Below are 12,704 nucleotides of genomic sequence, written 5' to 3'. Positions count from 1 at the left end.
CGCGTTGACCTCGCACCCGCTGGCCAACCCGCCCGCGCACCCCCCGCGCGGATGCCGCATCAAAGACAGTCGGCGAACTGCGCGACGATCGCGGACTGACCGGCGGCGCGTCGCTGTACCAGCACGATTTCGCGATGAAATGCGTGCTCGCCGAGCGGCAGCACCGCCACCTCGCCCGGCAAGTGCAGCGACGCCGCGTGTGGCAGCAGTGCGACGCCGATGCCTCGCGCGACGAGCCCAACGATCGCCTGCAGTTCATCGAGTTCGACCACCTCGTCGACATCGATCCGCGTTTTTTTGAGGAAACGTTCGACCAGCCGACCCCCGAATGAGCCACGGTCGTAGCGTACGAACGGTGCGACGCGCAGCGCGTCGCGCCACGCACGGCCTGCCATCGACGCCGGCGCCAGCAGGACGAAGGGTTCGCGCAGCAGTGTCCGCGCTTGAAGTTCGGCGGGCAGGGTGAAGGGCGGTTTGACCAGCACCGCAGCGTCAAGCTCGCCGCCGTCAACCTGGGCGAGCAGGTTCAGCGACACTCCCGGCGTGATCCGCACCCGCCAGCCCGGCGCCGCGGCGCGGAAGCGTTCGATCGCGCTGACCAGCACCGACGCCTGCGCGGAAGCGATGGCACCGATGCGTAACAGGCCGAAATCCTCGATGGCACCAGCGCGATCGGCCAAGGTCGCGAACGCCGCGAGCACCGCCTCGGCGGCCGGCACGGCCTGGCGGCCGGCCTCGCTGAGCGTCGCTGCCCGGCCTGTTCGATGGAACAAGGAGACGCCCAGTTCTTCTTCCAGACGTTGGATCTGCGCGCTGACCGCGGATTGTGTCAGACCCACCTGTGTGCCGGCGCGCGCGAACGTGCCGTGCCGCACCACCGCGAGGAAGGTACGCAGTTCACGCATCATGATCGATCGAATTTCGTGATGACAAGGGCAAAAATATATCGTTTTGCGATCGATTCGGCTATTTGTAGACTGTTCGGTGTCAGCGCTGGGGCGGGCAACCGCGCGGTGCCCGCTTCCGGCGAAATCCTAACGAGAACCCCCACCGAGAACCTCATGTCACCCGACGCTTCGACTGCGCACACGACGGCCGGCCATGGCCCCGATCAGTTGCCCTTGTGCCCCTTCCATCTCGCTTTTCCCGTGCACAGCATCGCCGCCGCACGCGAATTCTATGGCGACCTGCTGGGCTGTCCGGAAGGCCGCAGCGCGCCCGACTGGGTGGATTTCAACTTCTACGGTCATCAGATCGTCGCGCATTACGCGCCGGAGGAGGCGGGTCATCGCCAGACCAGCGCCGTGGATGGCGATGCCGTGCCCGTGCGCCACTTCGGTGTGGTGCTGTCGATGGTGCAATGGCAGTCGGCGGCGGACAGGCTGCGCGGCGCGGGCGTGAAGTTCGTTATCGAGCCGCACGTGCGTTTCAAGGGCGAAGTGGGCGAACAGGCGACGATGTTTTTCCTCGATCCGTCCGGCAATGCGCTCGAATTGAAGGCGTTCGCGAATATCTCATCGCTCTTTGCAAAATAGCCACTCATCGGGGCGGCCCGGAGCGGGCGACGGCCACGGGCCCGGCCGCAGGCCGCTTGCGGGGCCGGACGACGGGCAGCGATGGGTAGTTTGTGGTAATCGCGCGATCCTCGCGCGAAAGGAGCCATCCAGGCAGGGCAGGCGGCCGCACCGCTCCTGATCGATCGGCTGGCACGGTGAGACGCTTCGTGAGCGTCGCATCGGGCGGTCTGGCGGGCGCTGGCGTCGTACGAGCGGGGCGCGGTCGAAGTAAAATCTCCGGGCGGCACGCCTTGTGCGGCTCAGCCACGCCGCCTTCTGCCCGGATCAAGTCTTGAAACTGATAACCCTTCCCTTCGTCGGCGCCGCCTTCCGTTTTTTGGGACGCCCGATGCCGCGGCCGTTCCGTTACCTGATCGCGGTTCTGGCGGTTGCAGCCGGCACCGCGTGCCGAATCAACCTGCCGCTCGAAGGGCTCCCCTACCTGTTCTACATTCCGTTCGTGATGCTGGCCGGCTTCTGGGCTGGCGTCGGACCGGGCATTCTGGCGGCGGTGCTCAGCATGCTGACCGCCGAATATCTGTTTGTCGGTTCGCGTTTCAGTTTCGATGGCGACCTTACGCAGTGGCGCAACAATATATCGTTCGCGATCGTCAGTTCGTTGATGGCGGTCGTATGTGCGAAGTTGCGAGGTACGCTCAGTCGCCTGAACGAGCTCAACGAGGATCTCGAAAAGCAGATCGAACTGCGGATCCGCGAACGGGACCAGGTCTGGCAACTCTCGCCGGACATGGCCTGCACTTTCGACCATGCCGGTCGGCTGCGCGCGCTGAGCCCGGCATGGCAACGCACGCTCGGTCTGCCGCCGCAGTCGCTGACAGGGCGCGTCGTGACCGAGTTGATGCACCCGGACGACAGGGCGTCGTGGACGCGCGCGCTTGCCGGCCTGCGCGAGCCAGCGACGGTCGAGGCACGCTTGCAGGGCCAAAGCGGCGAGTACCACTGGCTGTCGTGGCACATTGCCCTGCAGGACGAGCTGTACTACGGCGCCGTGCGTGACATCACCGAATTCAAGGCGCAGCAACTCGTGCTCGAAAAGACCGAGGAACAGTTGCGGCAGAGCCAGAAGATGGAGGCAATCGGCCAACTGACGGGCGGTCTGGCGCATGACTTCAACAACCTCCTCGCCGGCATCATGGGCAGCCACGACCTGATGGCGCTGCGCCTGAAGCAGGGCCGTACCGAGGGACTGGAACGCTATCTGACCATGGCTCGCAGTTCGGTGGAGCGCGCTGCCGCCTTGACGCACCGCTTGATGGCGTACGCGCGCCGCCAGACGCTCGACCCGCGGCCGGTCGACGCCAATGCGCTGGTGCAGGGCATGGAAGAACTGATCCGCCGCACCATCGGGCCGCACATCCGGTTGGAGACGCAACTCGACCCGGCACTGTGGATGACGAGCTGCGATCCGCATCAGCTCGACAACGCACTGCTCAACTTGAGCATCAACGCGCGCGACGCGATGCCCGACGGTGGCACGCTGTCGATCCGAACGGCCAACGTGTCACTTGGCGACGACGACTACGCCGAGCTCGATCTCGCGCCGGGCGATTATCTTCGCATTGCGGTACGCGACGACGGAACCGGCATGACGCCCGACGTTGCGCGTCGCGCCTTCGATCCCTTCTTCACCACCAAGCCGCTGGGTATGGGAACGGGCCTGGGCTTGTCGATGATCTACGGCTTCACTCAGCAGTCGGCCGGGCAGACGCGGATCCGTTCTGCGCTGGGCGAGGGGACGACGGTAGAGATGTACCTGCCGCGCTTTCAGGGCACGTCGGCCGCCGCGCCCGAGTCGACCGCGGCGGCCGTGGCGCCACGCCAGGCTCGCGGCACCATTCTGGTGGTCGATGACGAGGAAACGGTCAGGGCGGTCGTGGTGGAGGCGCTGCGTGAAGTCGGCTACACGACGGTCGAGGCCGGCGACGCGGCGGGCGGGCTGGCGATCCTCCGTTCGGCGCAGACACTGGACGCGCTGGTCAGCGATGTCGGCCTGCCCGGCGGCATGAACGGACGGCAGCTTGCCGACGCGGCGCGCGAACAACGCCCGGGCATGAAGGCGCTGTTGATCACCGGCTACGCTCAGGACGCGGTGATCCGCGATGGTCAGTTGCCGGCCGATCTGCGGGTCTTGACGAAGCCGTTCACGATGGATGCGCTGCGCGACCAGGTCGATGCGTTGATGCATTGATTGCAATGGCGACGCGACGCCGAAGTGGCCGCGCCGCGTCCGATCAGAATTGCATCGTGAGCCTGGCCCATCCTGTGCGTCCAGGCTCGTTCACCGGGACGCTCGCGCCGTAGCCGAAGCCGGCGTTCCCGGCCAGATTGAGATGCTCGCTGTAGGTGCGATTGAACAGGTTGTCGACGCCAAGCGTCAACTTGACGTGCTTGCTGAACGCGTAGGTCGCGTTCAGCGCCAGCGTGCCGAAGCCGCTGCTCGCGCCGAAGTCCTTGCCCACGACATTCCCCTCGTTGAGCGCCACCCTGTGTTGCGCGGCTACCAGCCGCCACAACACGCCGGCCGACCAAGCGCCACTGTCGTAGTTCGCACTCAACCGCAATTCGAGCGGTGGCATCTGCGGCAGCGGGCCGCCGTCGCTGCGGTTATTGCCCGCCGCGTAGGCCAAGGTCGAACCGACCCGCCAGCTCGGCGCCAACCGGTAGCTGACGCCGAGTTCGGCGCCCATGATCGCGGCGTCGACGTTGCGTGCCGTCGATGTGTCGCCCATCATCCCACCCGGTGCGTAACTGAACAGAATGAAATTCTGAACGTAGCCCGCGTAGGCGGACACCCATGCGTCCAACGCGGCGGTGCGGTACTGTGCGCCAATGTCGAGCTGCGTCGTTTTTTCGGGGCGGAGCCCGTCGAACGCGTTGCTCGAGCCGGAGGGGCCCATATTCGGCGCAAACAGTTCCCAATAATCCGGGAAGCGCTCGACGTGTCCGAGGCCGGCGTAGACGGTGGCCGGTAGCGCATCGAGATCGCGTTCGTAGCGCACGAACCCGCTGGGCAGCACCGCGGTGCGGCGTTCGCCTGCGCTTGGATTGGGCATCGGCATCATGCCGACATTGGTGCGCCAGTCCTTGGCCGATGCCAGGTCGAGACGCGCGCCCGCCACCACGCGTTGCATTGCATCGGCGTGCCATGTGCCTTCGGCGAACCAGCCCAGATTACCCAGCGTCGCATCCTTCGACCATGCCGCATCCTGATAAGGGCTGACATCGGTGCCGCTTCGCGAGCGATGTCGGCTGCGCTGCCAATCCATACCGCCGGTCAGGTCGAAGCGAGTTCCCCACTGCCACGTCGCAGCGAGGCGGCCGCCCACTGTCGTCCGATTCACGTCTGCCGCCATCGGATTGGGCATCATGCTGGTCGGGTCCGGCGCGCGCAGGGTGAAGTTGTCCATCACATGATCGGCGTCGTTGTAGTACAGCTGTGCCTCGATCTTGCGCAACGTTTCGCCCAGGTTGCGTTTCTCGAAACGTCCGCTCAGACTCTCGCGCCGGAAACGCGTGCCGTCCATGCTGCGTCCCGCATAGCGGGCGTTGCCATCGCCGGTGCCGGCGGTCAATTCGAATACGGTATCCGCATCCGGCGTGAAGCCGAGTGTCAGATCGGTGTTCCATTTGTCCCAGCGCGACGGAACGGTGTTGCCGTCACCGTCGCGGTAGTCCTGCGAGTGTGCATGGTTGGCGGTCACGCGGGCGTAGAAGCGTTCGTCGCCGAAGGTGAGGTCGGCTGACTGGTCGTTGCGACCGTAGCCGCCGGCAAGCACTGCGCCGTCGAAGCGTACACCGGCCTTGTCGAAGCGCGGCGTGTCGCGCTCGAAGCGGATCGTGCCTGCCGACGCGCCGGGTCCCCACAACACGCTCTGCGGTCCTTTGATGACGATCAGGCGGTCGAAGTTTTCCGGTGAAATGTAGGACGTCGGCGCGTCCATCCGCGCGGGACAGGCGCCCGGCATCGGCGAACCGTTGCTCAGGATGTTGAGCCTGGAGCCGAACATGCCGCGCAATACCGGATCGCCGTTCGAGCCGCCATTGCGGATCGCGCTGAAACCCGGGATCGTCTTCAGATAGTCCGCGCCGTCACTCGCCGGAATCGGTTGGCGTGGCACTTTCGGATCGGTGATGACAGTCAGCGGCGAAGCCGGCGCAACGGCCGTCACGACAACCGTTTCGAGGGGCGCAAGCTCCGTTTCTCCGCGTGGCAGCGCCGACGGTTGGACGGCGGCGGCAGCGCACGGGAAGGCAAGACCGATTGACGGCAGCAAGCTGGAAAAGCGCCAGCGACGGCCCTCATCGGCGGGACGGTCGGCGCGGACGCCGGTTGCTCGGACCGAAGGCGGAATCGCCTGTCGCAACGCAGCGCAGAGCGGAGAACGCTCGACGCGAGAGGCAGGGAGCATGTTGGGCATGGCAAGGCAAAATGGGAGTGGCGACGCCGCAAAGGGGCACGCAAGGCACGTAAGGCACGTGAGGTGCAAGAGTCGCGCGATGCGCGAAGTCCTGGGCGCGCGTCGGGGGCATGGCGCTCAGTCTGGCTGCCGCGTCACGTCGCTGTGCTGGACCCGCACATGGGCCGGCGTGATGGACGCGAGTCGTCCCCGCACGCGGTGGCATGGACGGCCGGGTCCGAACACGGACGTGATCAGGCGTGACAGCGCGTCAGACGAACGCGCAAATGAACGCGCAAATGAACGCGCAAATGAACGCGCAAACGGTCAGGCGAGGACGGGCGGCGCGCGCGGCGCGTTCGCATAATGCGGCGCGTGGGAGCCGTACGCGGACGGCCGGCGTGGCGCAGATGTGGCCGCATGCGCGACCCGGGGCAAGACCGCTTGCGGAGGCGAAGACGGCAGGAAAGGCAGATGGTGTGCGAGCGTGCAGTAGCCGCAGTAGACATCGCCGTGATGAGACTGTTGGGAAGGGACGTCGGATGGTGCCGCAGCCACCGACTGATGGGTATCGCCGCGCGGCGCACAAATCTCGAAGGAGATGTGCTGTTGTCGTAACGCAAGCCATTGAGATATCGCGGGCGCCAGTGTGCCGAAGCATAGCGCCCACAGAAGCAGGCGACCGACCAACAGGGTGGATCGACGCGATCGGGTCATCGGTGTCGAGCTTGCACGCGAGCCGTGTCGTCGACGCTCAAGCGACCCGGGAGCGAGATCGCAGCAGCGGTTTGCGCGGCAGACGTTCCGTCATCCGACAACGCCCCGCTCGACGGCGGCAGGTTTGCGCACGGCGCTTGGATCCGCATGAGGTTGAATCGATAGGATGACGAAATGCACAGACCACGCGCCGAAGGCGTTGTGCCGCTGGCAAGAGGCCAGGGCGGCGACTCCAAAGACCCGACGAGGACCGGACGAGGACCGGACGAGGACCGGACGAAGATCCGACGACGCGCCGGCGTGGACAGAGCGCCATTCATTCCGTTCCGTCAGGTGTCGATGTGCGTCGCGCTGATGCTGCGCCATTCTAGCGGCGAAGCACATCGTGTCAACGGTTTGGCGGCCGGGCGCGACAATGCGTCCCTGCGCGGTGGTCGCAGGCGGGGCACTGCTTCTTGCAATCAGGCACGCGACGCGGGTTCGAGCGCGGCGTCGCGCTCGCGCGTGGTCGCGACACCGGCGTCGTCGCCAGCGAGACGCTGGCGGACCACATCGGCGTTCAATTGCGGTGCGAGCATTTCGATGAAGCGGTACACGTAGCTGCGCAGGTACACGCCGCGACGCACCCCGATTCGCGAGGTGCTTTCCGCGAACGGCTGACCAATGTCGAGCCGGACCAGTTCAGTGTCGCGCGCGGCATCGAAGGCCATTTCACTGACGATGCCGATGCCCATGTCGAGGCCGACATAGGTCTTGATGACGTCCGCGTCGATGGCGGTGAATGTCATGTCCGGCGCCAATCCGGCTTGGGCGAACGCCGCGTCGATGTGCGGGCGGCCAGTAAAGCCCTGGTCGTAGGTGATGATCGGATACTGCGCAATGTCCGCCAGTGTCAGGTCGCTGCGCTGGGCAAGCGCGTGATTGCGCGGCGCCACCACCACGTGCCGCCACGTGTAGTACGGAAACGCAACGAGCCCTGGATGGCGGTCGAGCGACTCCGTCGCGATGCCGACGTCGGCCTCGCCTTGCGCGACCATCTCGGTGATCTGCGCCGGGCTGCCCTGATGCAGGGCCAGGTGGACGTTCGGAAAGAGTGCGCGAAAGCCGGGAATGATCTTCGGCAATACGTAGCGGGCCTGCGTATGCGTGGTGGCGACGACCAGCGAACCACTGTCCGCAGCCGCGAAATGTCGCGCGGTACGCCGCAGATTCTCGACGTCCAGCAGGATACGCTCGATCAGCGTCAAAACGTGCCGGCCCGGTTCGGTGATGTCGACCAGCCGCTTGCCGCGGCGGACGAATATCTCGACGCCGAGTTCGTCCTCAAGATCCTTGATGTGTTTGCTGACGCCCGACTGCGAAGTGTAGAGGACGTTGGCGACCTCGGTGAGATTCAGTTTGCGGCGCGCCGCTTCGCGTGTCAGCCTTAATTGTTGGAAGTTCATTTGTGCTGCCTGTACGAATGAAAGATCGGGCGATGCCAATACGCTGGACGAAATGACCGGGCGGGTCCGGCACACTTCGGCGACGCGAGGCTGAGTTGCCGCAACCTTCATCTTAAAAAGTGACGCGCGCGGAGAGAAGGAACCTTTTGTTTTAAGCTAATAGCGCCAGGGCACTGTCACGTACGCGCTGTCTTGCCAGGCGCGCTCCGTCGCCAGTCATCCGGATTCCTATCGGGTCGGGCGTACACGCCTGCGCTGCGCGTGCGTGGCTGCACCGGGTGCGGTGACGGCAGCGCGGCGTCCAGGCGTGACGAGCGGGAGGCGGGGCGCGTACCTCTGCTCTCAGGCGTTTGCGTCGACGTAAAGCTGCGTATGGGTCGGACGCAGCACGACAGGGTCGCCTTCGCGAAGCTGCATGTCGGCAAACGTGCGCGCGGGCAGTCGCGCCTCGATCTCCGGCACGCTGCGCATCCGCGTGCGCAGCAGCAGTTTGGCCTCGGCACCGGCGAAGCGCGCCTGCGCGAGCGTGGCGTCGATGCCGCTCGCGGTACCCGGTGCGCTGATGTCGAAGTCGGTTGGCCGCACGTAGGCGGAGGCCGGCAGGCCATTGCCGTGGCGTTGCACCGCGACCGGGAGAAGGATGCCGTCGACCCGCAGGCCGCCCGCCTCGGTGGTGCCCCGAAAACAATTCGCTTCGCCGAGGAATTCGTGAACGAACGGCGTGGCCGGTTGCGCCCATACCCGTTGCGGCGCGTCGTCCTGTTCGACGCGTCCCCGATTCAAGATCACGACGCGATCGGCGACGTCGAGCGCCTCTTCCTGATCGTGTGTCACGAAGATGCTGGTGACATGCAGTTCGTCATGAAGGCGTCGCAGCCACCGCCGCAGCGACTTGCGAACCTGTGCGTCGAGCGCGCCGAACGGCTCGTCCAGCAGCAGCACATTGGGTTCGACCGCCAGCGCACGAGCCAACGCGGCGCGCTGACGCTGGCCGCCTGAAAGCTGCGCGGGGTAGCGCTGCGCTAGATCGGAAAGTTGCACCAGTTCGAGCAATTGGCCGACCTTCGCCTTGATCTGGTCGCTGGACGGCCGTTCGCCGCGCCGCTTGACGCGCATGCCGAAAGCGACGTTGTCGAACAGCGTCATGTGGGCGAAGAGCGCGTAGTGCTGGAACACGAAACCGACCTTGCGATCGCGCACGTGGTCGTCGGTGACATCGCGACCGTCGAAGCGCACGGTTCCTGCGTCGGGACGTTCGAGGCCTGCGATGATGCGCAACAACGTGGTCTTGCCGCAGCCAGACGGGCCCAGCAGGGCAATCAGCTCGCCGGAGTCGACCCGCAGACGGACATCGTCGAGCGCCTGGAAATGCCCGAAGCGCTTGCTGATTTGTTCGATTTCAATGCTCATGCGGCACCTGGACCGGCTGGGTAGGGGCGAAGGCGGAGGTAGAAACGTAGGCGTTCGGTGCGTCGGCGGTCAATATGTCGCTGTCACTGGGATCGGTGCCGGCGGGCCGGTCCGTCCGGTCTGTCCGGTCCGTCCGGTCCGTCCGGTTCAAGCGGTTCGCCCGGTCAGCGCGCGCGCGCCGGCGTGCGCCGCGGCCAACATGCCATTCGACCCAGCTCTTGATCGCCAGCGTGAACAGCGCAAGCAAGGCCAGCACCGAAGCCAACGCGAAGCCGGCCTGTATCTGGAACTGGTTATAGAGGATTTCGACTTGCAACGGGATCGTGTTCGTCTCGCCACGCAGGTGTCCCGAGACGACAGACACCGCACCGAATTCGCCCATCGCGCGGGCGTTGGTCAGGATCGCGCCGTACAGCAGCCCCCACCGGATATTGGGCAGCGTCACGTGCCAGAACGTTTGCCAGCCGCCCGCGCCCAGCGTCATCGCGGCCTGCTCCTGGTCGCTGCCTTGCGCCTGCATCAGCGGAATCAGCTCGCGCGCGATCATCGGCAAGGTCACGAACGCCGTGGCGAGCACGATGCCCGGCACGGCAAAGATGATCTTGATGCCATGGTCGAGTAGCCATGGCCCGAACCAGCCCTGCTGACCGAACAGGAGCACATAGGCGAGGCCGGCAACCACGGGCGACACGGCAAAGGGCAGATCGATGAGGGTCACGACGATCGATTTGCCGGGGAAATCATGCTTGGCAACCGCCCAGGCCGCGCAGACGCCGAATACCAGGTTCAGCGGCACGGCGAGCGCCGCGCTGAGCAGGGTGAGCCGGATCGCGGCCCACGCGTCTTCGTCCTGGAAGGCGGCGAAATAGGCGTCGACACCCTTGCGGAACGCTTCGGCGAAGACCACTGCCAGCGGCAGGACCAGGAAGACCAGCGCCACCACAACGGCCGCGCCGATCAGAAGGCGTCGTGGCCAGGCGGCCTCGCCGGTACGCGGGGCTATGCGGCGCCCAGTCATGATGCGGCTCCGACATCGGGCTGCTGGGCGGCGCGTGAGTCATTGCGCAGCCGACGTTGCCACGCCTGCAGTCCGTTGATCGCGAGCAGCAGCACGAACGATGCGACCAGCAGCACGGACGCGACCGCGGCCGCGCCGGCGTAATCGAACTGTTCGAGCTTGATGAGGATCAGCAGCGGCGTGATTTCCGAGATCATCGGCATGTTGCCCGCGATGAACACCACCGAACCGTACTCGCCGATGCCACGGGCAAAGGCCAATGCAAAGCCGGTCAGCAAGGCAGGCAGCAGCGCCGGCAGGGTCACGCGGAAAAAGGTCTGCGCGGCGCTTGCGCCGAGACTGGCGGCGGCTTCCTCCAGCTCCGGATCGCGTTCCTCCAACACCGGTTGCACCGTGCGCACGACAAAAGGCAGCCCGATGAAGATGAGCGCGACGACGATGCCGGCGCGTGTGTAGGCCAGCGAGATGCCGAGCGGGGCGAGCGCCTGCCCGATCCAGCCGTCCTTGCCGAGCAAGGCGGTCAATGCAATGCCCGCCACCGCCGTCGGGAGGGCGAACGGCAGGTCGATCAGCGCGTCGAGCAGGCGCCGGCCCGGGAAGCGGTAGCGCACCAGGACCCACGCAAGCAGCAGGCCGAAGCCGATATTGACGACGGCCGCCAACAGCGCGGCGCCGAAGGTGACCCGATAGGACGCCAGCACACGCGGCGACGTCGCGGCTTCGACAAAGGCAGCCCAGTCCAGGCCAAGTGCGCGGCCAAACAGCGCCGATAATGGCAGCAGGACCATCAGCGCCAAGTAGAGCACCATGACGCCGAAGGTCATGCCGAAGCCGGGTAGCAGACGACGCTGCGCGCGCGGTGGCGCGGGAGTCGGCGCCGGCGGAGTGGGAACGGAAATGCGCATGCCGGCAGTATCTCGGGGGGCGTTGGCCGCGGACGCGGCCAACGCCTTATTTCTTCAGATAGATTTGATCGAAGGTACCGCCGTCGGCGAAGTGCGCCTTGTCCGCTTTCGGCCAACCGCCGAACGCGCCGTCGATCGTGACGAGATCCAATTTCGGGAACTGGCTCGCGTACTTGGCCTTCGCCTTCTCGCCAGTGGGACGGTAGTAGTTGCGGCCAATCAGGTCCTGCGCCTCGTCCGAGTACAGGTATTGGAGATAGGCCTCGGCGACGGTGCGCGTGCCCTTGCGATCGACGTTCTTGTCGACGACGGCTACGGTCGGTTCGGTCAGGATACTGACGCTGGGGGTGATCAGTTCGAACTTGCCGTCGCCGAACTCGTGCAACGCGAGGAAGGCGTCGTTCTCCCACGACACCAGCACGTCGCCAACGCCGCGCTGCGCGAAGGTGATCGTCGAGCCACGCGCGCCGGAATCCAGAACCGGCACGTTGCGGTAGATCTTGCCGACGAAATCCTTCGCGCCGGCGTCGCCGCCGTATTTCCGGCGGCCGTATTCCCAGGCGGCGAGGTAGTTCCAGCGCGCGCCAGCGGAGGTCTTCGGGTTCGGCGTGATGACGGAGACGCCCGGCTTGGCCAGATCGTCCCAATCTTTGATGCCCTTGGGATTGCCCTTCTTGACCAGGAAGATGATCGTCGAGGTGTACGGCGCCGAGTTATGGGGCAAGCGCTTCTGCCAATCGGGTTTGATCAGGCCGCCGTGCGTGACCAACGCGTCCACGTCTGGCGCCAGTCCAAGCGTGACGACGTCAGCATCGACGCCGTCGATGACGCTGCGGGCCTGCTTGCCCGAACCGCCGTGGGAATTGCGCACGGCCACGGTCTGCCCGGTCTTGGCCTTCCAGTAGGCGGCGAACAGCTTGTTATATTGTTCGTAGAGTTCACGCGTCGGATCGTACGACACGTTGAGCAGGTTGATTGTCTTGTCCTGCGCCAAAGCGCCGCGCGGCGCCAGGCCCAACGCTGCGAGCGCAGCCGCGCTCACGGCCGTGCGCTGCAGAAATGCCCGCTTGCCAAAGTCCATTCTTGCAATCCCCGTGGATGTCGTGGCGTCGTGCGGCGTTCGCGGCCCAAACCCCGCGCAGGGCGACCCGCTCAAACGGCAGGAGGCGCGCGCAATGTGCGTCTCGACAGCACCAGCAAGGACCCAATACGGCACGACAAGCGGTTGATGTTAC

10 protein-coding genes are annotated in these 12,704 nt (G+C 65.7%); 2 read left to right on the top strand and 8 right to left on the bottom strand.

From position 1 onward, the window contains the following. Positions 1 to 59: 59 nt before the first annotated feature. Entirely contained in the window at positions 60 to 905 is an 846-nt protein-coding gene (locus tag BLU54_RS04535) for a LysR family transcriptional regulator (RefSeq protein WP_407919393.1), read from the bottom strand. A gap of 156 nt (positions 906 to 1,061) precedes the next feature. On the opposite strand from BLU54_RS04535, the gene BLU54_RS04530 reads away from it, so the two are divergent. Both BLU54_RS04530 and BLU54_RS04525 read left to right on the top strand, forming a co-directional pair. Continuing rightward, entirely contained in the window at positions 1,062 to 1,535 is a 474-nt protein-coding gene (locus BLU54_RS04530; protein WP_091905245.1) for a VOC family protein, read from the top strand. Positions 1,536 to 1,905: 370 nt separating this feature from the next. Next, positions 1,906 to 3,765 carry an ATP-binding protein gene (locus BLU54_RS04525; RefSeq protein ID WP_091905242.1) on the top strand — a complete coding sequence of 620 codons (1,860 nt, stop codon included), beginning with the start codon at positions 1,906 to 1,908 and terminating at the stop codon, positions 3,763 to 3,765. A gap of 43 nt (positions 3,766 to 3,808) precedes the next feature. Here BLU54_RS04525 and BLU54_RS04520 read toward each other — a convergent pair whose 3' ends face one another. The 7 genes from BLU54_RS04520 to BLU54_RS04490 form a co-directional block, all read right to left on the bottom strand. Next, entirely contained in the window at positions 3,809 to 5,986 is a 2,178-nt protein-coding gene (locus tag BLU54_RS04520) for a TonB-dependent copper receptor (protein WP_091905997.1), read from the bottom strand. A gap of 315 nt (positions 5,987 to 6,301) precedes the next feature. Beyond that, complete coding sequence (locus tag BLU54_RS24510; RefSeq protein WP_091905239.1) at positions 6,302 to 6,691, bottom strand: DUF2946 domain-containing protein; 390 nt, start codon at positions 6,689 to 6,691, stop codon at positions 6,302 to 6,304. A 461-nt stretch (positions 6,692 to 7,152) separates the two neighbouring features. Next, positions 7,153 to 8,136 carry a CysB family HTH-type transcriptional regulator gene (locus BLU54_RS04510; RefSeq protein WP_091905236.1) on the bottom strand — a complete coding sequence of 328 codons (984 nt, stop codon included), beginning with the start codon at positions 8,134 to 8,136 and terminating at the stop codon, positions 7,153 to 7,155. Between the two features lie 342 nt (positions 8,137 to 8,478). Beyond that, entirely contained in the window at positions 8,479 to 9,546 is a 1,068-nt protein-coding gene (locus BLU54_RS04505; RefSeq protein ID WP_091905233.1) for a sulfate/molybdate ABC transporter ATP-binding protein, read from the bottom strand. Continuing rightward, positions 9,536 to 10,564, bottom strand: coding sequence for a sulfate ABC transporter permease subunit CysW (cysW, locus tag BLU54_RS04500; RefSeq protein WP_091905231.1), 1,029 nt, complete (start codon positions 10,562 to 10,564; stop codon positions 9,536 to 9,538). The genes BLU54_RS04505 and cysW overlap by 11 nt, the downstream gene beginning before the upstream one ends. Continuing rightward, positions 10,561 to 11,469: a sulfate ABC transporter permease subunit CysT gene (cysT, locus tag BLU54_RS04495; RefSeq protein ID WP_091905229.1), complete on the bottom strand. Its 909-nt coding sequence runs from the start codon at positions 11,467 to 11,469 to the stop codon at positions 10,561 to 10,563. Before cysT ends, cysW begins: the two co-directional genes overlap by 4 nt. A gap of 46 nt (positions 11,470 to 11,515) precedes the next feature. Further along, complete coding sequence (locus tag BLU54_RS04490) at positions 11,516 to 12,550, bottom strand: sulfate ABC transporter substrate-binding protein (RefSeq protein WP_091905226.1); 1,035 nt, start codon at positions 12,548 to 12,550, stop codon at positions 11,516 to 11,518. Positions 12,551 to 12,704 lie beyond the last annotated feature (154 nt).

Origin of the sequence: Chitinasiproducens palmae (genome assembly GCF_900095735.1) — a bacterium.
Taxonomy (GTDB): Bacteria; Pseudomonadota; Gammaproteobacteria; order Burkholderiales; family Burkholderiaceae; genus Chitinasiproducens; species Chitinasiproducens palmae.
The sequence above is the reverse complement of the archived record's forward strand: the minus strand, read 5'-3'. Positions and strand labels throughout refer to the sequence as shown.

Coding starts and splice junctions, on each gene's coding strand:
- BLU54_RS24510 (WP_091905239.1), bottom strand. CDS start 6,691: ATGACCCGATCGCGTCGATCCACCCTGTTGGTCGGTCGCCTGCTTCTG.
- BLU54_RS04490 (WP_091905226.1), bottom strand. CDS start 12,550: ATGGACTTTGGCAAGCGGGCATTTCTGCAGCGCACGGCCGTGAGCGCG.
- BLU54_RS04505 (WP_091905233.1), bottom strand. CDS start 9,546: ATGAGCATTGAAATCGAACAAATCAGCAAGCGCTTCGGGCATTTCCAG.
- BLU54_RS04525 (WP_091905242.1), top strand. CDS start 1,906: ATGCCGCGGCCGTTCCGTTACCTGATCGCGGTTCTGGCGGTTGCAGCC.
- BLU54_RS04535 (WP_407919393.1), bottom strand. CDS start 905: ATGCGTGAACTGCGTACCTTCCTCGCGGTGGTGCGGCACGGCACGTTC.
- BLU54_RS04530 (WP_091905245.1), top strand. CDS start 1,062: ATGTCACCCGACGCTTCGACTGCGCACACGACGGCCGGCCATGGCCCC.
- cysT (WP_091905229.1), bottom strand. CDS start 11,469: ATGCGCATTTCCGTTCCCACTCCGCCGGCGCCGACTCCCGCGCCACCG.
- BLU54_RS04520 (WP_091905997.1), bottom strand. CDS start 5,986: ATGCTCCCTGCCTCTCGCGTCGAGCGTTCTCCGCTCTGCGCTGCGTTG.
- BLU54_RS04510 (WP_091905236.1), bottom strand. CDS start 8,136: ATGAACTTCCAACAATTAAGGCTGACACGCGAAGCGGCGCGCCGCAAA.
- cysW (WP_091905231.1), bottom strand. CDS start 10,564: ATGACTGGGCGCCGCATAGCCCCGCGTACCGGCGAGGCCGCCTGGCCA.